The 23,836-nt window shown below is 31.8% G+C and carries 19 protein-coding genes and 1 pseudogene; 13 read left to right on the top strand and 7 right to left on the bottom strand.

Annotation, left to right across the window (positions count from 1 at the left end; genetic code table 11):
• Positions 1-3: 3 nt before the first annotated feature.
• From CD128_RS09190 to ccrA, 4 genes and pseudogenes are all read right to left on the bottom strand, one after another.
• Positions 4-915 carry a pseudouridine-5'-phosphate glycosidase gene (locus tag CD128_RS09190; protein ID WP_049395052.1) on the bottom strand — a complete coding sequence of 304 codons (912 nt, stop codon included), beginning with the start codon at positions 913-915 and terminating at the stop codon, positions 4-6.
• Positions 899-2,008 (bottom strand): carbohydrate kinase, encoded by a 1,110-nt coding sequence (locus tag CD128_RS09185; protein WP_048667849.1) that lies wholly within the window; start codon positions 2,006-2,008, stop codon positions 899-901. The genes CD128_RS09190 and CD128_RS09185 overlap by 17 nt, the downstream gene beginning before the upstream one ends.
• A gap of 229 nt (positions 2,009-2,237) precedes the next feature.
• On the bottom strand, positions 2,238-3,926 hold the full coding sequence (ccrB, locus tag CD128_RS09180; RefSeq protein ID WP_075108308.1) for a cassette chromosome recombinase CcrB: 1,689 nt from the start codon (positions 3,924-3,926) through the stop codon (positions 2,238-2,240).
• A pseudogene (ccrA, locus tag CD128_RS09175) lies at positions 3,923-5,284 on the bottom strand (cassette chromosome recombinase CcrA). The gene ccrB and the pseudogene ccrA overlap by 4 nt, the downstream one beginning before the upstream one ends.
• 254 nt (positions 5,285-5,538) lie before the next feature.
• Here ccrA and CD128_RS09170 point away from each other — a divergent pair.
• The 12 genes from CD128_RS09170 to CD128_RS09110 all read left to right on the top strand — a co-directional run bounded on the left by CD128_RS09170 (position 5,539) and on the right by CD128_RS09110 (position 16,881).
• Positions 5,539-6,831: an NtaA/DmoA family FMN-dependent monooxygenase gene (locus CD128_RS09170; RefSeq protein WP_049394539.1), complete on the top strand. Its 1,293-nt coding sequence runs from the start codon at positions 5,539-5,541 to the stop codon at positions 6,829-6,831.
• Positions 6,832-6,964: 133 nt separating this feature from the next.
• Positions 6,965-7,594: a hypothetical protein gene (locus tag CD128_RS09165; RefSeq protein WP_031864392.1), complete on the top strand. Its 630-nt coding sequence runs from the start codon at positions 6,965-6,967 to the stop codon at positions 7,592-7,594.
• A gap of 265 nt (positions 7,595-7,859) precedes the next feature.
• The gene (locus CD128_RS09160; protein WP_031864393.1) at positions 7,860-9,335 is read left to right on the top strand and encodes a DUF6038 family protein; all 1,476 of its coding nucleotides are present in this window, start codon (positions 7,860-7,862) and stop codon (positions 9,333-9,335) included.
• 225 nt (positions 9,336-9,560) lie between these two features.
• Positions 9,561-10,661, top strand: a complete 1,101-nt coding sequence (locus CD128_RS09155) for a DNA polymerase (protein WP_053038353.1) — start codon at positions 9,561-9,563, stop codon at positions 10,659-10,661.
• A complete protein-coding gene (locus CD128_RS09150; RefSeq protein ID WP_053038352.1) occupies positions 10,654-11,022 on the top strand; it encodes a hypothetical protein in 369 nt (122 codons plus the stop codon). Before CD128_RS09155 ends, CD128_RS09150 begins: the two co-directional genes overlap by 8 nt.
• The gene (locus CD128_RS09145; protein WP_103329648.1) at positions 11,022-12,641 is read left to right on the top strand and encodes a DUF5906 domain-containing protein; all 1,620 of its coding nucleotides are present in this window, start codon (positions 11,022-11,024) and stop codon (positions 12,639-12,641) included. Before CD128_RS09150 ends, CD128_RS09145 begins: the two co-directional genes overlap by 1 nt.
• A 225-nt stretch (positions 12,642-12,866) precedes the next feature.
• On the top strand, positions 12,867-14,546 hold the full coding sequence (gene ccrC, locus CD128_RS09140) for a cassette chromosome recombinase CcrC (RefSeq protein ID WP_103329647.1): 1,680 nt from the start codon (positions 12,867-12,869) through the stop codon (positions 14,544-14,546).
• Positions 14,547-14,634: 88 nt separating this feature from the next.
• Positions 14,635-14,973: an SAUGI family uracil-DNA glycosylase inhibitor gene (locus CD128_RS09135; RefSeq protein WP_032604336.1), complete on the top strand. Its 339-nt coding sequence runs from the start codon at positions 14,635-14,637 to the stop codon at positions 14,971-14,973.
• Positions 14,974-15,066: 93 nt separating this feature from the next.
• The gene (locus CD128_RS09125; protein ID WP_032604337.1) at positions 15,067-15,378 is read left to right on the top strand and encodes a DUF960 family protein; all 312 of its coding nucleotides are present in this window, start codon (positions 15,067-15,069) and stop codon (positions 15,376-15,378) included.
• A 15-nt stretch (positions 15,379-15,393) separates the two neighbouring features.
• Positions 15,394-15,897, top strand: a complete 504-nt coding sequence (locus CD128_RS09120) for a DUF1643 domain-containing protein (RefSeq protein WP_002437518.1) — start codon at positions 15,394-15,396, stop codon at positions 15,895-15,897.
• 13 nt (positions 15,898-15,910) lie between these two features.
• A complete protein-coding gene (locus CD128_RS09115; protein WP_002437519.1) occupies positions 15,911-16,132 on the top strand; it encodes a hypothetical protein in 222 nt (73 codons plus the stop codon).
• A 182-nt stretch (positions 16,133-16,314) separates the two neighbouring features.
• Positions 16,315-16,881, top strand: coding sequence for a peptidase (locus CD128_RS09110; protein ID WP_031796885.1), 567 nt, complete (start codon positions 16,315-16,317; stop codon positions 16,879-16,881).
• Between the two features lie 76 nt (positions 16,882-16,957).
• Here CD128_RS09110 and CD128_RS09105 read toward each other — a convergent pair whose 3' ends face one another.
• Genes CD128_RS09105 through CD128_RS09095 form a run of 3 tightly spaced genes read right to left on the bottom strand, consistent with a single transcriptional unit; the run spans position 16,958 to position 22,767 of the window.
• The gene (locus CD128_RS09105) at positions 16,958-20,077 is read right to left on the bottom strand and encodes a type I restriction endonuclease subunit R (RefSeq protein ID WP_103329646.1); all 3,120 of its coding nucleotides are present in this window, start codon (positions 20,075-20,077) and stop codon (positions 16,958-16,960) included.
• Positions 20,061-21,263 (bottom strand): restriction endonuclease subunit S, encoded by a 1,203-nt coding sequence (locus CD128_RS09100; RefSeq protein ID WP_083553770.1) that lies wholly within the window; start codon positions 21,261-21,263, stop codon positions 20,061-20,063. Before CD128_RS09100 ends, CD128_RS09105 begins: the two co-directional genes overlap by 17 nt.
• The gene (locus tag CD128_RS09095; protein WP_083553771.1) at positions 21,253-22,767 is read right to left on the bottom strand and encodes a class I SAM-dependent DNA methyltransferase; all 1,515 of its coding nucleotides are present in this window, start codon (positions 22,765-22,767) and stop codon (positions 21,253-21,255) included. The genes CD128_RS09100 and CD128_RS09095 overlap by 11 nt, the downstream gene beginning before the upstream one ends.
• A 184-nt stretch (positions 22,768-22,951) precedes the next feature.
• Here CD128_RS09095 and CD128_RS09090 point away from each other — a divergent pair.
• Positions 22,952-23,836, top strand: an 885-nt coding sequence (locus tag CD128_RS09090) for a nucleotidyltransferase domain-containing protein (RefSeq protein WP_103329645.1), incomplete at its 3' end; no start/stop codon positions are given.

Genomic DNA, 23,836 nt, shown 5'->3' with positions numbered 1-23,836 from the left:
CACCTACATTTTGCTGAAAGCTACAGCTATTTTAGCTCCTAAAACAGCGTTATTTTCTACCAACTTAATATTTGTTTCTAAGCTTTTGCCATCTGTTTTTTCAACGATTGTTTTAAGAAGGAAAGGTGTAGAGTCTTTTCCACTAATTCCATTGGCAATAGAATCTTTAACAGCTTCTTCAATTATAGTGTCAATATAATCTTTAGAAAGTTCATGTTCTTTAGGAACAGGATTTGCAATGACCATTCCACCATGTAAATTTAACTCCATTTTGGTCTTGAAAATTTCAGCTATTTCTGTAGGTTCCTCAACTGAACTATTTAGTTTTAAACCGCTTTCTCTAGTGAAAAAAGCAGGTAGTTCAGTTGTTTGATATCCAATTACCGGAACACCTTTAGTTTCTAAGTATTCAAGCGTTTTAGGCAAATCTAAAATAGATTTTGCTCCTGCGCATATAACTGTAACATTTGTATGCGCTAGTTCTTCTAAATCTGCTGAAATATCCATACTAGTTTCTACGCCCTTATGAACACCACCAATTCCACCAGTGACAAAAAATGGTATCCCAGCTAATTCTGAACAAATCATAGTAGAAGCAACAGTTGTAGCCCCAATTTTTTTAGTAGCAACTATTTCTGCTAAGTCGCGACGAGATACTTTAGCGACATTAGGACTATTTGCTAGAGTCTCCAAGTCATTTTCGTTTAAACCAATTTTTATTTTCCCATCCATTATGGCAATAGTAGCAGGTGTGGCGCCATTGTCTCGTATTATTTGTTCAACTTTTTTTGCCATTTCAATGTTTTGTGGGTAGGGCATACCATGAGAGATTATTGTAGATTCTAAAGCTACTATGGGACTATTGTTTTTTTTGGCTTCTTCAACTTCTGTAGAAAATTCAAGAAATTTTTTCATTTTTAAATTCCTCCAATTCAATTTCTAATTGTTTTTGATCTAAATTTTGTCTAACAGTGTAATTAGTTTCAACAGTTTTCTTCGAGTTTAACAAAGCTAAGTTAATAATGTCTTCATTAGTATAATTTTTTAGCCAACTATATATTACTGCGCTAGTAAATGAATCACCAGCACCAGTTACATCAACTACATTTTTAGATGAAATTACTGAGTGAAATGATTCTGAACTATTATCTTTGAAAATGAGTGGTTTTAGTCCATTTGTAATAATGACGTTAGACACACCAAGATTAATTAATTTCTCAGCAGCAATACTCATGTCATCATTACTATCAATTTTCATTTTTAAAAAAGTTTCAGTTTCATCGCGATTAATAATTAACCAATCAATTGAATGTAGTGAATTAGGCATATGGATCATTTTAGGTGAAGATACTGGTACAATTACTAACTTAATATTGTTTTTTTCTGCGAATGAAGTGAGGTACTCAATAGATTTTTTGGGTAAATTTAAATCTATTACTAAACATTTAGCTTTTAATAAGATAGATGACTGCTTTGACAGAAATTCAGGTGTAATTTCCTCGTAAATATTCATATCTGCAAAACCATACTGCATATCACCTTTTTTATCTATAATAGCTGTATATGATCCTGTACTTGCATTTTCTATAGGTTGAATATAATTTGTATTCATAAAAGGCTCAGATAGTTTTTTAATCAAACTCCATTCGCTATCATTTCCAGCTGCTGTTAAAAATGTAACATTTTCACCAAGTCTCCCTAAGTTTTCAGCAATATTTCTTGCTACACCTCCAATCGATTTTGTTGATTTTACTGGATTGGAAGTCATAGATTGTAGATCAGTATCACAATAAAACTTTCTATCAACATTAGCAGCTCCAATACAGATTATGGAATCTTCCTCATTAACAATGTATGCTTTTCCTAATATATATTTCTTTTTTATTAAACCAGATATTATATTAGCTGTGGCTGGCCTTGATAAACCAATACGTTCTGCTAACTCTTGTTGAGTAATAAAAGGATTTTTTTTAATTTCGTTTAAAATAAATTGCTCTTTATTTTTCAAAATAGCACCTCCTTTTAAAGAAACAATAGTTCACAAACAAAACATTTGTTTGTTTCATTCAAAGAGATAATAACATATATACATTTTTGTGTAAACGTTTTCTTGAAGGGTTTTATTTTTTATTCTATTAAAAGATAATTATACTCACTTTATTTACTAAATAATAAGATACAGTGTTTGGGACAAAAATAAGAGGCTGGGACAAAATAAAATGTCTCAGCCTATTTTATCATTTTGTCAGTAGCTGACTGATTTGAAAATGCGCTTGAATCAAGCTTTTTTCAAACCTAGTCATCCTTGCTGGGGTAGGACAACGAAATAAATTTTGAGAAAATATTATTTCTGTCCCACTCCCAAGTGGATGGTTATTAAATAGTTGTTTGATAATCTCATTATTCAGTTTGAGCGTAACGTAAAATTGCTTCTTATGATGCTCATCTTTTCTTATGTCAATACGATCGATGATTGTTAGATATAGTGATTTCAACTGAGATTTCTCTAATTTGTCTATATCTTTGAATATTGCTTGTAATACATTAGCAATCATATCTGCATCATAATGTGGAGATTCCGCTTGTTTATCTTGTTCTAGTTGATGGATTTGATTATTTATTTGATTCAATTCATCTTGGTAGCTAAGTATTGTTGGTTTCAATACGCTATCTAAGTCAGGGGAGTCTTCGATAGTTTTCGTTAGTGTATGCATTTTGGCTTTTATTTCTTCACATTGTGACTGTTTATAGGCAATATCATGATTCAAAGAAGATACGTCTATTTGACTTCTTTCATTTACCTTTTCAACCAATTGCTTCAATACCTTTTTGCTTTTGATAATTTCCAATATCTGATCCATAACATATTTTTCTAGTACATCTGCTCTAACACTATTGGCTGAACAAACTTTTGAACCTTTGTTTCTAAAATTACTACATGAGTAATATCTGATTCTTTTCTTAGTGCCATCTTTTAATGTATTGGTCGTATTACTTGCGGCCATTGCTGCACCACATTTCGGACATTTTACAATGCCAGTCAGTAGGTTAGTCCCTTTACCGTGAACTTGTGGTTTCTTGCGACTCTCTTGGCGTTTAAACTGTACTTTATCCCGTAAAGCTTTATCAATAATAGGCGCATGCTTACCATCTGCAATGATTGGTTCTTCATTGAGTCCTTTTCGTTTTTTATCGCTCCAGTGTCTATACTTCGCAAACTGTATCTTTCCAATGTAAAAAGGGTTTGAGATGATGTAAGTAATGGACGAAATGCTAAAAGGTTTCGCTTTCTTAGTCACATAACCTTTATGATTCAATGCGTTCGCAATCTTACGATAACCATGACCTTTAGCGTATGACTCAAAAATATATTTAACAATATTCGCTTCATGTTGATTGATCATGAGCTCTTTTTTACTGTCAGGTACTTTATCATAGCCTAAAGGTAAATTACCTTGGTAATAACCTTCAATCGCTCGTTGTCTTTGACCGTTATAAACGTTTTCTATAATCGTATTTCTTTCAAATTCTGCGAAGCTGGCTAAAATTTGGAGCATCAATTTACCTGTTGAGCTGGCAATTTCTATTTTTTCAGTTAGACTAAAAAATTCGACATTGATTTTATACAATTTTTCCACAATATTTAATAAGTCTGAGGTATTTCTAGCTAAACGATTGGTTTTGTAGACCATAATACAGTCTAACTTACCGTCATTTGCATCTTTTAACATACGTTGTAATTCTGGACGTTCCATTGTTTTACCCGATATACCACGATCGGTATATTCATCAACGACCTCATAACCTTGAAATTGACAATACTCTGTAAGTTGGTTTAATTGACCTTGAATACTGTAACCATTTTTTTGAGTTTCAGTCGATACACGGGCATATAATCCAATATGTTTCTTTTTAAGTTGTTTCATATTACTTCCATCCTTTCAGATATTATTAAGTGTGATTGTTCAACGATATTGAGTGGACTATTTTTAAAGTAGATACCTTGTAATTGTTTAGTTTGAGTTATTGTAATGTCATTAATCAAAGGTGCTATGGTTTCTAATGTCAATTTATCTTTGATTATATGACGGATTGTTTCGGTAATTTGTTTATGTGAATAATTAGAGTAACGTTCTTCTCTTTCAAAGCCAGCAGATAAACGTTTAAACGTTTCGATATCAATTTGATTTTGTGCCAGTTTTTCGATGAGTTGTTCTTGTGTTAAATGTGATTGTCTGTGTTTCATTTGTTGGTGTTTTAGAGCTTTTAGTATTGTCTTATTTAATTTGTCATGAAATGACGGATTATCACAATATGCTTTACAAGTGTTGAGGACCTCTGTTTCAATCATTTGCGCATTGATACCTTTAAATGGACACGTATGATAGGCTTCATTCATATTCTTAGGACAAACATAGTAACGTAGGGAGTGTTTCTCTTTTTTTATCGTTAAGTTTGTTAATGTTGATTGACAGTAAGGACATTTGATTCGTCGCTTTAGCTTATTTCTAGAATTGGATCGATTGTGTTGCTTATGAATACGACGCTCTTGTGCTTCTTCAAACATATCAACATCAATAATAGGCGGAACGATATCATTAAATGTGCCATATTTATTAATGACACGACCGCAATAGTTAGGATTCAAGAGAATATTTCTAACTTGATAGGGCTTACGAGGAATAAGCTTAGGATGGTTATCTAAATGTTGGGAAATCTTTTTGTAGCCTAGACCGTGTAAGTACCAGCGATAAACTGCTTTGACTGTATAGGCTTCTTCTTCATGTACAACAAAATGACCTTGTCTATAACGATACCCAAAAGGTGCATGAGTTGTGATTAGCTTACCTTGTTTGGCTTTTTCTCTTGTCCCATTTCGTGTCTGTTCACTGATATTATTAGACTCCATTTCAGCTAGACTCATGAGTATGTTTAAGCGAAAGCAATCAAACTTTTAAGACAAATCAAAATATCCATCGTTAACACTGATGATTGTGACGTGATGCTTTTTACAAATTTCAAAGAATTGTATGGCATTTTTCAAATTACGATGGAGCCGATTTAAGCGATAGCAACATAATACTTTACATTTTCCAGATGTAATCATTTCTACCATTTTTTGATAACCCGAATGTTTTGTATGTCGACCTGTTTTCTTATCATCATAAAATGTTACATTGGACCATCCATATTGCTTAGCAGTGTCTATAATGAGGGATTTCTGAGTCGCTAAGCTTTGTTGTTTGAGTGTACTTTGACGTACATAAGCAATAACTTCTTCCATGTTATACACCTCCAAAAAGATAATATATATTTGTGAGTAAATTCAAATAAAGGTCCAACGTGCTTCTAACACGTTGGACCGCAATGATTAATAATCATGATTTTATTTTTCAATAAAGTAATTAGTTAGTGATGTAATAAGTTTATATTTCAAATATGAATTATTTAATAAATATTGTAAAATTTCATTAAGTTATTTATGATAAATATAAATTAAAACGTTATTTTTATTTTATAGTGAAAGGATTAATAATAATGAAACACATGCATTTATCTGTTTTAGCTTATAGTACAGGTCTACATCCTGCCTCTTGGAGACTACCACATTCATATGTTGAAGAAGTTGGAGATATTGATTTTCAAATTAAGTTAGCGAAATTAGCCGAAAAAGGTAAACTGGATGCATTCTTCTTAGGTGATGGTCAATATATTTCTGGAGAAGAAACAGGACATATTTCTTATTATTTTGAACCACTAACGGCGCTTGCTGCCATTTCACGTGAAACACATTCAATTGGTTTGATAGGTACCATGTCTTCTTCTTTTTATGAACCTTATCTTGCAGCACGTATGCTTTCAAGTTTACATCAAATATCTCATGGGCGTATTGGGGCAAATATTGTAACATCTCAATTTGATTTAGAAGCACAAAACTACTCGATGCAAGCTTTACCACATCTTGAAAAACGTTATGAACGAGCAGATGAGTTTATTAATGTAATGAAAAAATTATGGGAATCATTTACTGTAGAGGCTATCGTTAATCACAAAAACTCAGGAATTGGCTTAAATCATCAGTATATTCATCCACTTCATTATCAAGGAAAGTATTTTCAAGTTGCCGGAGCTATTAACATTCCAACACCCAAATATGGTCGACCACGTTTATTTCAAGCAGGAACTTCCATTCCAGGTCGTGATTTAGCAGTACGACACGTGGATGCTATTTTTTCAATTGCATGGAATTTACAAGATGGCCAACAGTTCAGACAAGACATTCATCAACGTGCCATGGAAGCAAATCGTCAACCCCCTCTTGTATTACCAGGTCTCACTGTTTATGTTGATGAGAATGAAGAGGATGCTTATAAACTTAAGCAACAATTAGATGATATGATTCCACTTGAAAAACGCAAGAAACAATTATCTAAAGCTATTGGTCTAGATATAAGTGAATGGAAACTAGATGAAGTTATACCGTCCTTACCAGATTATGAAACATTATCGAAAAAGGTCGTAAAATCAGTATATGAAGCCATACAACGTGCCATTAAGACTGAGCATCTTACATTAAGAGATTTATTAGATCGTTTTGGTACTTGGGTAGGGCACAAGACAATAGTAGGAACTCCCGAACAAGTGGCGGATGAAATGATCGAATGGTTTAAAAAAGAAGCGTGCGATGGTTTTATGTTGATGGCCCCGACGTATCCAGAATCATTTGAAAAATTTATTCATTTAGTGATACCAATTCTTCAAGAACGTGGAGTGTTTAGAAGAGATTATGAGAGTCATCTGTTAAAAAATCATTTGGGTATAAAAAACTAAAAATAAACCGCATCATTAACCGATACGCAGAAGCTTATCACAAATAAAACTAAAAAATTGGTAAGTAGATGAAGAGTGTAAATCAGAGTAATTAATAATAATGTATCAAATTTAAACAAAGGGGTCTTTAAGTATGAATTTAAGAGGTCATGAAAATAGGCTTAAATTTCTTGAGAAATATGATGTGACACCTATATCACATTTAAAATTATTAGAAGATCAAAAGAAAGACGGTGAAGGTGGCATACTGACAGATAGCTATTACTGTTTTTCATACAGCTTAAAAGGTAATTCTAAAAAAGTTTTAGGTACGTTTAATTGTGGTTATCATATTGCTGAAGACTTACTAAAATTATCAAATCAAGACAAATTACCTTTGTTTAACCCGTTTAAAGTAATTAATGAAGGTAATCAATTGCAGGAAGTAGCGAATAAAGGTAATTTAGATATTAATAGGCAAAGAAAACAGTATAATGAAGTAGCTTTACAGCTTTCAAATGCTATAAATTTAATCATATTTTGTTATGAGGGTAATATTAAAGAACCACTTTCAACAATAAAACACGAAACCGATAAATATTATTATAGTAAACCATATGATCGTAAAATTAAAGCAGTAAATACTATTATCGGTAATTTGTTTGATAAGAAATTAGTTGAGAAAATATCTGAAATTAATGGAAATCAGGAAATTAGAAAATTTGATTTTTCATTACTCACTGATGTAATTAAAAAACACGAGATACAAAATAATTTTGAATAATAAGTGGATGTAAGAAGATATTAAATATTGAAGCTAGTATTAAGGATATTCAAAATATTATAAATTATTTTACTGAATGTGGCGTGAATAATAAGTATTATGAGAGTGAGAAAAGAAGTAGTCTAGGAAAGTTGGTAAGTGTTATTGGACACGAAGAAAATGTTAGAAATCCAAAATAACCTGAATTAGATTTTGAAGATTTCATATCTGAATGTATAAGTGAAAAACAAAAAAGAATTAGACATAAACTAGGAGGCAGAGTATGATGTCATCGAATGAGATAGTAAAAAAATTATATTCAAAGGAAGATATTCGCATAGAATTAGAGCTCACTCCACATAAGTTTAAAAAAAGAATGGAAACCATTACTAAGCTTTTTAAAATTGATATGAAAATTTTTCACAATTACAAAGGCCAAGATAAAAATAATCAATACACATTTAATGGCGTCGCAAAAGAATTAATAAAGGTGCTACTAAAAAGTATTGACTATTACCCAGTGGATATAAATTCCAAAGCTTTTAAACAAAACGGAAAATCTAAAAAAGAGATGATTGAAAATATAAAAGCATCTAGTTACATGGAATATACTTATCAGTTAATGAAATCTATCAATGAAATTAAATACAAAAGATTAATTGCAGACATACATACGAAAGACGTATATCAAAATACTAAAGCATGGTTAAGTATTGGTGAATCAATTAATAAAAAGGAACAAGAATTATACCAATATATGACACCTTTGCCCATACATAAAAGAATTGAGCTACAAAATGAAGTATTAAAATCTATAGATGAAACGATTTTTCAATTTATGGCAAAAGAACGTAGAAACACCCAAATAAAAGAAAATAATGAATTAGAAGAATACACAAATGCAATAAAAGAAGGTAAGTATCCCAAAAAGGATTACGAATTAAACCACCTATTATACGAGAAAAATGAAATGCCATTAGATAGCTTAATTAAAGATGTATGGGACTATGATGAAACAGAGTATATGGAGCTTGATTGGTTAATTGCAGATATGCTAAAACGTTCACAAAGAGCTGATAGTAATTTTATCGAAAGTTTAGATAAGAAAAACAAATTGAGAAAAAATATTCATAAAGAATCTATTAAAAGTATATCTAAGTTGATTGATCATGAATTGGTTAAAAATAATAGAAAGTGGGACGTAGCAGAATTTTATAAGAATCAACAATTTTGGAACAATAGTACATTAAGACGTAGCTCTCAAAATTTTGGGATTTTATATTACAAAAAAAATAGGTTACATACAATGAACCAAAGTAATATTATTAAAAAAATAAAAATTATCGAGGCTAATATAGAGAGTGCAAATAAACAGCCGAGCTATTTAGATTTCTTTTTACAAGCTAAGTTTGACTTAGAGAGGTTAGAAAGTGAATTAATGAAATATAGCATTAATCCGAAATATTTTAATAAGATAAATAGTGATTACGTAAGATATGCTATTGAAGATGTACATAATGCAATTATTAAAATTGACAGATATATAAGTAACGATAAAGTGAAGTTAAACTATTCAAATGCCCAAATGGTAGTGAGAAACGAAATAACAGAACAAGGAAGCTACTTTGTAAACCAGGCATTGAATACACTGTCAAAGGTAGAAGAGTCTGGCTACAGCTTTGATAATTTCATGGTAGGACCTTTCGTAGAAGACTTTAAAAAAGCAATTAAAAATCGTAGATTTGGTTCTAAAACAGATTAAGATTGTTTTTTAGAGTTAAACATAAGAATAAATTTAAATAAAAAAACAAACCCAACAAACCTTGTTATATCAACGTTTGTTGGGTTTATTTTTTTGGTGATTTTTTAATAACTCAATTACACCTTAGTATAATATTGCTAAATTATACATTGTCGAGGCCAAGACAAATAAAAAATTAAAGCAAAAGTTAGCGCGCAACTTTCTGCCATAAAGGAGCAGATTTATATGGAGACAAGAGACAAACTGATGTCATTGACTCAAAGTGACAAAACACAACAATGGTTAATGAACAAATCATCTAACCAAACTGATGTTCAACAATTGCAGCAACAATTCAGTCAGCAGCTTGACCAACAATATAATGCACTTTTAGCTGATGAACAAGCTAAATTAGATCAATATGTGGAAGTCCATCATGAATTGGAAGCATTAAAGGAAGAAATTGAAGCAGAACCTATTACACTTAATATTGATAAATTACCCGATATCAAAGCGATAATGCTTGAAAAGGCTAAGAACAATGAACATTCTGATAAAATCGAACAGTTATTTGATAGATTAGATCAGTCATTAAATGGTACGAATCGATTATATACACAATTATCGTTGATTGGTACACGAACACATCGAATCACAACTAAAAATTTTAATATTCAGGGCTTACCTAAAGCAGTCCAATGCACGATTTTACCTTCAAAATATAAGAAGGTATATACTGTCGATTTTAAATCATTTGAACCTTCGGTTGTTGCGTACATGACTCAAGATTCAAAACTGATTGACTTTTTAAATCAGAAAGACGGATTGTATGACGCATTGCTAAGTGAATTAGGCTTATCATATGAGCTACGAGTATTTGTTAAACGTGCATTTATTGGTTCGTTTCTATTTGGTGGCAACTTCAATAGTCCTAAATTCAAGTTGAAACATTATGTAAGTGAAGTGCAATGGTTGGATGCGGTCAGCCAATTTACAAAAGTCATCGAACTTAAGAAACAAATCGAAGAGCATAAAACCATGCCTATGCCTTACGGCATTGAACATGATATGAGCGCATTTCAAGGTAGCAGTATTATGGCAATCTACGTACAAACTGTAGCGAGTTATATTTTCAAGCACATTCTGCTAAAAGTGTACAAAGCACAGTGCGATCAAAAAACGTTCAAGATTATAGTGCCGATACACGATGCGATTATGATTGAATGTGATGATGAAGTAACTGCACGTGATGTTGCTCAGCTAATGAAAAGTACAGCTAACCAGTTGTTCAATGGTGAATTTGCACATGTGACAGTGGAAGCTGTAGGAGGTGTAGACCATGAATAATGATAGAGGACAAAGCTTACACATTCCAAGTATTACACCACTTAAAGAAAATAATATATATGTAGCTACGTTACATTCTGTGATTCAAAAAGATTTCTCAGGTGAAGTAAAGCACCAATTCACGTATGAAATTGAAGTGAACAATCAGATTGTATATGCGAATCGTAATATTTCAACACAAGCAAGAGCTAATCAGGTATCGATCAAAGATTGGCTTAAACGTCATAGCAACTATAGCGTGTGTCATAAAACGTATGAACCTTACATTGACCGTAAGCATTTAATCCATATTGGTCAATATAATGGTAATTATTATGTAAACGATGTAGCGCCATTAAATGAAACTGGAGGCATATTATAATGAACCATATATTACAAATGTTATCTAAGCTATTAAGTGAAGCTAAGGAGGCAATCGACCGTCAAGGTCTGATTGCTATCCTAACCCTTAGTATTGGTAATGGCAATGAGATAGAAGAAACGGCACAAGGTGAAGCAATATATAGCAAACTTATTGATAAGTTACAAATTAATATCCCTAAAGATAAGGATTACCGACCTAATATCTATAGCTATTTTGGTATTCAGAAGAAACCCAATGATACAGTACTAATGGAAATGATGATAGAGGTTTTTCATATTAAACGTTTTAATTCAGAATTATTTGTTTTCAAAGCTAACGGTTGGCAAAAGATAAATAAAGATGAATTACAAGGATTGGTAAGTAAAATGATACAAGTACTATTTATCGACTACAAACCTTCACAAAGTACACTAAGAAATGTGGTTGATGGTCTACAAAAATCAACAGATGTAGAAGAGCTTGTTGAGGATAAGCAGTATATTGGTTGCGGTCCTAACATGTTTAATCTAAATACATTTGAAGTTGTTAAAAATTGTATAGATATATTCCCTAAAACACGCTTGAATATAGAAATAGATAAAGGTGACGTTATAAATGAAAATATACCTGACCACTTCAGTAAATACATGCTAGAGCTTGCTAACTTTGATACCGATTTAAAGCACTTTCTGATACAGCATACAGCAATACTGCTTACTGCTAATACCAAACTACGAAGAGGTTTGATTCTGCATGGCGCTGCTAATAATGGAAAATCAGTATATATAAAGTTGTTGAAATCATTCTTTCATCAAAATGACGTTATATCAAAAACGCTAAACGAACTTGGTGGACGTTTTGATAAAGAAAGCTTAATTGGGAAACGATTAATGGCAAGTGATGAAATTGGTGAGGCAAGAATCAATGAGAAGGTAGTAAATGACTTTAAGAAGTTACTTTCAGTTGAACCTATCCATGTTGATAGAAAGGGACAGACACAAGTAGAAGTCACATTAGATTTAAAACTGATTTTTAATACTAATGCTGTACTAAACTTTCCATCTGAGCACGCAAAAGCATTAGAGCGTAGAATTGCTGTTATTCCATGTGAATATTATGTTGAAAAAGCTGATCCCGACTTAATTGAAAAGTTACAGGATGAAAAGAAAGAAATCTTTCTTTACTTGATGTATGTGTATAAGCAAATTGTAAAAAATGATATCGAGTACCTCCAAAATGATCGTGTTACTGAAATTTCTCATGATTGGTTAAATTTTGGATATGAATTTGTTTCTAGCAGGTCCGTAAGTATTCCAAATCAGAAAGCATGTATTAATTTACTCCGAAAACTTATAGCAATTAAACCAGGGTCACGTATCAAAGTGTCTAGGCTAAATGAGGTTATTAGAGATGAAATTAAAGTAAGCTCTCAAGTTATTAATGATTTGGTTCAAGCTAACTTTAATGTACAAAGTAGACTAAATAATGGTTATAAGTATTGGGTCGATTTAGGATGGAAAGAAACTGATAAAAAAGATGACATGATTTCATTCGATAAAAATGAGAATGTAACAGATGATGAATTCTTATACGAAGATGATTTGAACTTAGGTTGGGAGGACTTTGACGATGAATAATGAACAAATTGAAGCATTTGTAGAAGTGCTTGTACCTATCATAGAAGAACGTATCAATAAAGGTAATTAAGGCTAATTACGTACTACAGGCACTTGCCTGTAGTACTCATATGATTAAGTGGTAAAAGTGATAAAAATGAAACGAAATTATAAATATATATTATCTATATGTTGTTACAAGACCGATAGTCTGTAGCAATAATCTAATAAAAGGAGCGGTATGATATGAAGGGTAAAATTGCACTTTATTCACGCGTTAGTACGTCAGAGCAATCGGAGCATGGGTACTCAATCCATGAGCAAGAACAAGTACTCATCAAAGAGGTTGTGAAAAATTTCCCAGGTTATGACTATGAGACATATACTGACTCAGGCATTTCAGGTAAAAATATTGAAGGTCGTCCGGCAATGAAACGTCTATTACAGGATGTTAAGGATAATAAAATCGAAATGGTATTAAGTTGGAAATTGAATCGTATTTCTCGCTCAATGAGAGACGTGTTTAATATTATTCATGAATTCAAAGAGCATGACGTAGGGTATAAATCGATTTCTGAGAATATTGACACATCCAATGCTTCTGGAGAAGTACTCGTTACAATGTTTGGGTTAATAGGATCTATAGAACGCCAGACTTTGATTTCCAATGTGAAACTTTCTATGAATGCTAAGGCAAGGAGCGGAGAGGCAATCACAGGTCGTGTTTTAGGCTACAAATTATCACTTAATCCATTGACACAGAAAAATGATTTAGTTATTGATGAAAATGAAGCTCATATTGTACGGGAAATCTTTGATTTATATTTGAATCACAATAAAGGACTTAAAGCAATCACGACAATTCTAAATCAAAAAGGATATCGCACCATTAATCAAAAACCATTTTCAGTGTTTGGCGTGAAATATATTTTGAATAATCCAGTCTATAAAGGCTATGTCAGATTCAATAACCATCAAAATTGGGCTGTTCAGCGAAGAAGTGGTAAAAGTGATAAAAATGATGTGATATTGGTCAAAGGTAAGCATGAAGCCATTATAAGTGAAGATGTATTTGATCAAGTTCATGAGAAACTAGCTTCTAAAAGTTTTAAACCGGGTCGACCTATTGGTGGAGATTTCTACTTACGTGGCCTTATTAAATGCCCAGAATGCGGAAATAATATGGTATGTCGACGGACGTATTATAAAACGAAAAAGTCCAAAGAACGGACAATCAAACGCTATTACATTTGTTCATTATTCAACCGCTCAGGAAGTTCTGCCTGTCATAGTAATGCGATTAATGCTGAAGTCGTCGAACGCGTAATCAATGTTCATTTGAATCGTATTCTTTCACAACCTAATGTTATTAAGCAGATTGCGTCAAGTGTGATAGAAGAACTGAAACAAAAGCATAGTAAACAAACAGAAATAAAATATGATATTGATAGTCTAGAAAAACAAAAAGCAAAAGTTAAAACACAACAAGAACGATTATTGGAATTGTTCTTAGATGATGAAATGGATAGCGAAATGTTAAAAGCTAAACAAAGTGAAATGAATCAACAGTTAGAAGTATTAGACCGACAAATTAAAGAAGCAAAACAAGCAAATCAATCACAGGATGATATACCCAATTTTGATAAGTTAAAAGCACGACTCATTTTGATGATAACACGATTCAGTCTGTACTTAAGAAAGGCTACACCCGAAGCTAAAAATCAACTTATGAAAATGTTAATTGATTCAATTGAAATTACGACAGATAAACAAGTAAAACTTGTAAGGTATAAAATTGATGAAAGTCTTATCCCTCAATCTTTGAAAAAAGATTGGGGGTTTTTTTTTATGCCTAAATTTAATTTTGTGATAAATGTCGCAAATGAAAATAGGATTGAAAATTTATCACTTTTACCACTTTTTTAGAGTGACAAAAGTGGAGGAGTTTTGAAATATTTTATAAATATATATTTTATTTATGGAGTACACATTATTAATTAGGGAGGTCATTATAATGACGCTAAGCAAACAACTTAAAACGTATATTACGGAACGATTTAAACTAAATTATCAAAAAACTTGGGCTTGTGAAACCGTAGATGCGGTGGCTGAAGATGTATTACCTGAAAAATATATTAAAAATAGTCCACTTGAACATAAAATTTTAAATACTTTTACCTATTACAATGATGAATTACATGAAATCAGCATTTACCCTTTTTTATGTTATTTAGATAAGGAATTAGTAGCAATAGGTTATTTAGATAATTTTGATTTAGACTTTATATTTTTAAATGACACTCATCAAGTCATTATTGATGAACGCTACTTGTTACAAAAAGGGGGCGAGTAATTATGAACTGGATCAAGGTCGCTCAACTATCTGTCACAGTTATCAATGAAGTCATTGAGATTATGAAAGAAAAACAAAATGGAGGAGAATAGTATGAAAATCAATCGATACATTACAAGAGGTGTTAGTGAACATTTATCTCTAGAATTTCAAATATTACTTTGGCATATGGTTGAAGAAAGAGAAAAATCACCTCATACAGATTACCTACACATTTTTAAACTGCAAGAAGATGAGAATATACTCTCAATCACACATAAACAAGAACAACCCACATACAAATTGGAATATCACTATACAAACTATGTAAAAAATCAAAACGCATTACCTAAGAAAGTCTACGTCATTCGTGAAGATGATGTAGACGTTTTTTATTATGTGATGCTTTTACCAGAAGAATACTAAAAAGGAGGAACAAATATGAATACAATTAAAAGTACCATACGCACAGAAGCTATATTTAGCAAGGATGAAAAACACCGCTATTTACTCAAGAAAACATGGGATGAAAAGAAACCCGCTTGTACAGTGATAACGATGTACCCTCATTTAGATGGTGTATTATCACTCGATCTCACAACTGTTCTTATCCTCAATCAATTAGCGAATTCAGAACGATACGGTGCTGTATATCTTGTAAATCTATTTTCGAATATTAAAACACCCGAAAATCTTAAACATATCAAAGAGCCATACGATGAGCACACAAATATTCATTTAATGAAAGCGATTAGTGAAAGTGAAACAGTGATTTTAGCCTATGGTGCTTATGCAAAACGACCTGTTGTTGTCGAACGTGTTGAGCAAGTGATGGAAATGTTAAAACCTCATAAAAAGAAAGTAAAAAAGCTCATAAATCCAGCAACAAATGAAATTATGCATCCGCTTAATCCTAAAGCGCGTCAAAAATGGACATTGAAATAAAGGAGGATTATCTATGAACCATGAAACTAAACAATCAGATTGGCGAACGGTTGCTAATTGTTTAGAATCGAAAAATTATATATCGATTGTAAAAGGATTAGTACATCATTTCACAGCGATTGAAGATGAAGAAATACTTGATAAAATCTATGAAGATTTTATGAATGATGACTCTATTACAACGGTCCTTAACAATGATTTACAAGATATTATTAATTATTACCTATCAAAATAAAAATATATTACTTTTAATAAAATTAGAGCATCCTTCACTTTGCGGTGAGGGATGCTCTCTATTTAATTTTTTTGCTATTTTCCATTATATATATTTAATTTTTTTGCTATTTTCCATTATATATATTTAATTTTATTTGAAATGTATTGTACAATTTAAAATAATGGAGGGACATTTAATTTATGAAAAAATATATAATTAGTTTAGTACTTTTAACTTCTTTTTTACTATCTGCTTGTACAATTAATATTGAGCGCGATGAGGAAAATAGTGAGAAAAATAAACAGAAAGAAAACCCTCATACTGATTCAAACAATACAAGTTCGAATGAATCAGATACTTCTAAACAATCATCTCAAGAAAATATTATAAATCAAACAGAACAAAATCAACCAACTGAGAATAATTCAAGTTCACAACAAGATCTGCAACTAATAACAGAAAATGAAGCTATTCAAAAAATAAAAGATGAGTTTCCACCTATACGAACAGGAAATGACTATCGTATAGATAGTACTAGAACTGATAATAATGTGTACGCTATCAAATTTACTTCTCAAGATGCAGAAGGTTATCCTATGAAAGCTGCTGTCACTATTGATAAGCGAACAGGAGAATTTATTGATTATATTGATGATAGAAGCGATGAAGATAAAGAGCGTCATGTCCAACATGCTAAAGAAAGTACTCTTTATAAAGGTCCATACGATGCTTTCAGAAAAGATTTTAGTCATAAAATAAATGAATGAAGTATATATGAATTGTCATCTTTAATATAAGAGCATCCTTCACTTTGCGGTGAGGGATGCTCTTTTAGTTTATTTTTTATTGATTACTCGCCATAAGTTCTGCTTGTTCTACGACCTGCTCTACAGCCATTTTTTGTAAATCTGGCGGATAGCCATATTTCTTAAGCAATCGTCTAACAGCTACACGCATTTTAGCTTTTGCGCTATCACGTTTAGACCAATCAACACTCATGTTTTCTTTCACTGTTTTAGTTAGCTCGTGAGCAATCGCACGTAGTTCTTTGTCTTCCATCGCTTTTTTCGCTGTTTCATGTGAAACTAAAGCATCGTAAAACGCAATCTCATCCGAATTTAGGCCTAATTCATTTCCTCGTTGTTGTTCTTGTTTAATATCTTTGGCAAGTTGAATGAGTTCTTCAATCACTTTTGATGTTTCAATGGAACGACTATTATATTTATTAATCGAATTTCCTAACATCTCAGAGAAGCGCTTAGATACTGTCGCATTCGTTTTCATTAATGATTTAACTTGCCCTTTGAGTAATCGATTTAATAATTCTACCGCAACATTTTTTTGTTTCAATCCTTCGACATCTTTTAAGAAATCATCAGATAGGATTGATAAATCGGGTTGTTCAAGACCTAGCGTTTGATAAACATCAATGACATCTTCAGTCACAACAGATTGTGACACAAGTTGATTAATCTCTGCTTCAACTTCTGCAGGTGTTTTACGTGTTTTTCCTTCTTTTGGCGGTTGTAACAATTTAACAAGTCCTGCTTTAACCGCTTTAAAGAAGGCAATTTCATCATTGAGTTCTTGGGCTGTAGGTTCAGTCGCACAAAGCGCAAAGGCTTTACCTAACTCTGTGACCGTTTTAATAAAACGTTGACGTTCATCTTCACCTAAACCAATCACATAATCCATCGTATTCGATATTGTATAATAACGTTCCGATTTTTTCTCTGAATTAAATTTAGAATAATCAAGATTATATAACATATCTTGAATCACATCATACTTCAATAACATCAATTCAACCGCTTTATCTGTATCTATTGCCGTTTGAGCTTGATCAGATTCTGTATATTCTTTAAGAGCTTCTTTTAAGCTTTCGGCGATACCCACATAATCGACAATTAATCCACCCGGCTTATCTTTAAACACTCGATTAACTCGAGCAATCGCTTGCATTAAATTATGACCTTTCATTGGTTTATCAATATACATCGTATGCATAGAAGGAACATCAAACCCTGTCAGCCACATATCTCGAACAATCACGAGTTGTAATTCATCATTCACATCTTTCATACGTTTTTCTAATAAATTACGACGTTTTTTAGGACCAATATGTCTTTGGAAAGAGGCTGGGTCACTAGAGGAGCCCGTCATTACCACTTTAATGACTCCTTTATCATCATCATCTGAATGCCATTCTGGTTTTAGACGAATGATTTCATCATATAAATCAACAGCAATTCGACGACTCATCGTTACAATCATTCCTTTGCCTTTCATCGCTTGTTGACGTGTTTCAAAGTGTTGGATGATATCTTTGGCTAGGGCTTCGATACGAGGTTTTGCACCTGCTAAAGCTTCAATACGGGACCATTTTGATTTTAAACGCTGTTTTACATCCTCTTCTTGATCTTCAGTAATGTCATTATATGCTTCATCTAAATCTAAACTTTGAGGTAGATTTAATGGAATTACACGACTTTCATAGTAAATTTTAACGGTACTTCCATCAGCTACAGCTTGTGTCATATCATAAACATCGATATAGTTTCCGAAAACCATTTGCGTATTTTTATCTGCTGAAGCTACGGGTGTGCCTGTAAATCCTACGAATGTTGCATTCGGTAAAGCATCTCTTAAATATTTAGCATAACCATATTTAATGCCTTCACCTTTATCATCATACTTTGCATTAAAGCCATATTGTGTACGATGTGCTTCATCTGCCATGACAATCACATTTTTACGTTCTGTTAGGGCAGCCATGGTCGTTTCATTTTGTTCAGGTTCAAATTTTTGCATTGTTGTAAATACAATACCACCCGACTCAACAGATAATAACGATTTTAATTCTTTACGTGTTTCAGCTTGTTTTGGTGTTTGTCTTAATAATCCTTTACCAGATCGACCTTTTGATTTAACAAACGTACTGTATAGTTGGTTATCTAAATCATTACGATCTGTTACGATAACTAAGGTAGGATTATTCAGCATTTGAATTAATTTTCCAGAGAAAAAGACCATGGTTAAACTTTTACCAGACCCCTGAGTATGCCAAATAACGCCGCCTTTACCATCACCTTGTCCAGATGAAGCTAATAAAGCTCTGTCAACGGCTTTATTAACGGCATAATATTGATGATACGCTGCTAGAATTTTACTGATATGTCCTTTACCATCATCTTGAAATAAGACAAAATATCGAATTAAATCAAGTAGTGTTTCAGGATTTAACATCCCATGAATGAGTACGTCTAAGCTAGCTAAACTTGACGAAGATTCCGTTTCTCCATCTTTAGAACGCCAAGTCATAAAACGATCATAGTTCGCAGTTAGTGAACCGGCTTTAGTATTAATACCATCACTTGTAACAAGCACTTCATTAAATGCAAACAATTGTGGAATACGCATTTTATATGTTTCTAATTGATGATAGCCGTCTTCGACGCCTACGGTTTCATTGGTTGAATTTTTAAGTTCAATCACAACGATAGGCAAGCCATTGATAAAGAGGACAATATCGGGACGTTTTGTATAGTCTCCATTAACGACCGTGAATTGATTGACTGCTAAAAAATCATTGTTTTGTGGATGTTCAAAATCAACGATTTTAACAATTTCTACTACCGATTGTCCTTCGTCATCATAGTCTTCGATTTCAATACCATTAATCAAATTTTCATGAAAGGTAAGGTTATTTTCTAAAAGATTGGGCGACTTCTCTAAAGTTAGTTCATGTATCGCTTTTTCAATAAAACGAGGATGGATGTCTGAGTTGATCTTTCTTAATGCTTTCTCTAAACGTTCATGAAGGACAACATCTTTATCACTTTTACGTTCTGGCGCTAGACCTGTAATACTCATTTCATTTCCTTTTTTATAGTCATAGCCTAGTGATTGTAGCCATTCTAATGCGACTTGTTCTAAATCATCTTCATTAAATTGAAAGTTCATCGTTATTCACCTCAATATCATCAGGTATTTCTATTTCACCAGACATTAGTTTAGGGAGTAGAGTATCTCGAAGTTCTATTAATTTTATATTTTGATTTTCTAAAAAATTAATTTCTTCAAAATATTTTTTAACAATGTTTCCATAATGTTCTATTAGTTCTATCGATGGAAATACTATTTTAATAGATTTCAAACCTTTAGCAGATATTTCTTTAAAAGTTGAACCACTAGCAGTTTGTTCTATTAAAGGAGTTATATTTTTAAGGATAAAATAAATAAAATAAGGGTTCATTTCTTCATTAGGTACTATGGACTTAAATCCTTGATTAGTAGTTACAGGTATATTATTTATTGCAATATAACCTATGGGCGCTCTTGAACTGAATAATACCGAATTTTTTTCTAATAATTTTGCACTACTTTTATTTAAACCTAATTCACTAATATCATTTTCACCATGGGATATGTATATATTTCTATTTTTCGATAAATCTTTAGGGGTAATCCAAGGAATACCGTTATTCGTGTAATACTCCTTATTTTTTTTAGAGGGTGTTCCTCCACCAACTATTGAACCTAACTTTTCTAGAGTTTCGACCCTCCATCCTTTAGGTATTTCGCCTAATTCACTATCAACCATTTCTCCACCGCTAGATTTATAAGGATTACCATTTTTATCTGGAAATTCAAAATCTACAAACCAATGTTTAAACAATGTTTGTGATAGTTTTTCAAGGTTTGCTATGATTTTTTGATTATTTTCTATTTTTTCATCAATAGTATTTAATAGATTAACTACTTTTTTTTGTATGTTTTTTTTGGGCAAATCTATATCTATTTTATACAACGTTTCTGTTCTCAAACTAGGGATTGTAGTTCCTTCATTATAATAATTAAAGTCTATTTGACTTAATTTATAGTATAAATATTTAGGTATCACAAGATTTTCATTAACAATAGTGTAAAATAATGTATCAATAGTCCAAAAAGGTTCTTCTATATACTTTACCTTGCCGATACTCCCTTTTCGACCAATTAAAACACTTGGTTTATCGTACAGAAAGTCGTCTGCGTAATCCATTATTCCCCCAGTCCCTAAAATTGGATATTTACCACGTGGATTTTTTACATTTTTTTGATTTTTTCCATACTTAATATTAACTAAATCTTTTAATTTAAATTCCATAACCTAATCCCTCCAATGATTTACGGATTTGGTCCTCGAGTTCTTTTGATTTAGCAAATTGTTCACTTAATTCAGAAGTAATACGTTCCATTTTTTGTTCAAATGGCTCTTTATCTTCTTCAACATCGGCTAAACCGACATAACGTCCAGGTGTTAAAATATATTCGTTATTTTTAACTTCTTCCAACTTAGCTACTTTACAAAATCCAGCTATATCTTCATATGATTTATCGTTTGTACCTCTCCATGCATGATACGTTTGTGCTACTTTTTGAATATCTTCATCTGAAAATTCTTTTAATGTTCTAGATACCATATGCCCGATTTCACGAGCATCGATAAATAAAATTTCATTTCGTCGTTCTTTTTTACCATTTTGGCCTTTATTATTACTAATGAACCAAAGACAGACAGGTATTTGTGTTGAATAAAAGAGTTGGCCTGGTAAGGTAACAATGCATTCCACTAAGTCTTGTTCAATTAGATTTTTACGAATTTCTAATTCGTCTTTACCACTGGTAGACATAGATCCATTAGCTAATACAAATCCTGCTGTACCGTTAGGTGCTAATTTTGAAATCATATGTTCAATCCATGCATAGTTGGCATTACCTTTTGGCGGAATACCAAATTGCCAACGATAATCATCAAGTAATTGTTCTTGACCCCAATCACTTGCGTTAAAAGGCGGATTGGCTAATATGTAATCTGCTTTTAATCCTTTATGTAAATCGTTATGGAATGTATCAGCATTTCGTTCACCTAAGTCATTATCAATACCACGGATAGCTAAGTTCATTTTTGCTAATTTCCAAGTCGTAGGGTTAGATTCTTGTCCGTAAATCGCAATATCGTCTAATCGACCTTGATGTTTCTCAACGAAGCGTTCACTTTGTACAAACATGCCTCCTGAACCACAACATGGATCGTAAATGCGTCCTTTATAAGGTTCAATCATCTCAACTAATAATTTTACAATTGATGATGGGGTATAGAATTCTCCAGCATTTTTACCTTCGGCACTCGCAAATTTAGCAATAAAATATTCGTACACTCGGCCTAATACATCTTGCTTACGACTTTCAGTATCGCCAACCTTAAATGTAAATAAATCAATAATATCGCCTAATTTTTCTTTATCTAATGCAGGTCTTGCATATTCTTTAGGTAATACACCTTTGAGTGATTCATTTTCATTTTCAATTGCAATCATGGCTTTATCAATAATTTGTCCAATTTCTGGTTTTTTCGCATTATCATTGATATATTGCCATCTTGCTTCTTTTGGAACCCAGAAAATATTTTCTGCTAAATATTCATCTTGATCCTCTTCGTCAGCATAAGGATCTTGCTTCAATTCTTCATACTTTTCTTCAAAAGAATCTGATACATATTTTAAAAATATTAAACCTAATGCTACATTTTTATATTCAGCAGCATCCATGCTTCCTCTTAATTTATCGGCAGCTTGCCATAATTTTTCTTCAAATCCGATTGTCGCCATTTATATTACACCTCTATATTATCCTTTATACAAATATAGCAAATATTAAGTCTTTATATGACTTTTCTTGTGATTTTCTTTGTGAAAAATATTGTTTGTTATATTATTTAATTAATATTAAGTAGCTAATTATAAAAGTATTGATTATTATGTAGTTAAACTGAGTATGAATGGGGGAGCAAATTTGTTATTTACTGAAGAACAATTAAAATTATATTCTAAACCATTGTCAGAATCTGAAAAAGAAAAGTGTGAAAATGCAATAAGAATTATCCAAGAATCTCTGGAATCATTAGGGTATGAAATAAAAAAAGGTATACATAGAAACAATGAAGATACGCTATCATATCAAATTAAAATGACTAATCCATCGAAAGATTATGAACTAAGTATATTTGTGAAAGGTTCGTATGCAACAAATACCAATGTAAGACAAAATAGTGACGTTGATATTGCAGTGGTAAAAGAAAGTGAGTTTTTTGATAAATATAGGGAAGGTAAAACTAGAGAAAATTATAAATTTATTTCTAGTAATAAGCCTCCGTATCATTTTAAAGATGAAGTAGAAGAAGCTTTGATTGAGAGATTTGGAAGAAGTGAGGTAAGAAGAGGTAATAAAGCAATTAGAATCAATGGCAATACTTACCGTAAAGAAACAGATTGTGTACCTTGTTTTAGATATAGAGATTATAGTAATGATTATATGGATGATCCAAATAATTTCATTGGAGGAATCACAATTTATTCAGATAAAGGTGAACGAATTATAAATTATCCGGAACAGCATATAAATAATAGTGTTATAAAAAATAACAATACAAATTATAAATATAAAAAGATGGTTAGAATAATAAAGGAAATAAGATATCAATTAATAGATAGTAAAAATAGAAACGCGGAACAAACTTCTTCATTTGGAGTTGAAGGTTTGTTTTGGAACATACCGGATTATAAATATAGCAATGATGAAATGTTAGGTGATACATTTAATGCATTAATTGCATTTTTAATAGATAATATAGATAAATTAAGTGAATTTAAAGAACCTAATGACATTCTATATTTATGC

This window comes from Staphylococcus croceilyticus (genome assembly GCF_002902575.1).
GTDB classification, from domain to species: Bacteria; Bacillota; Bacilli; order Staphylococcales; family Staphylococcaceae; genus Staphylococcus; species Staphylococcus croceilyticus.
The sequence above is the reverse complement of the archived record's forward strand: the minus strand, read 5'-3'. Positions and strand labels throughout refer to the sequence as shown.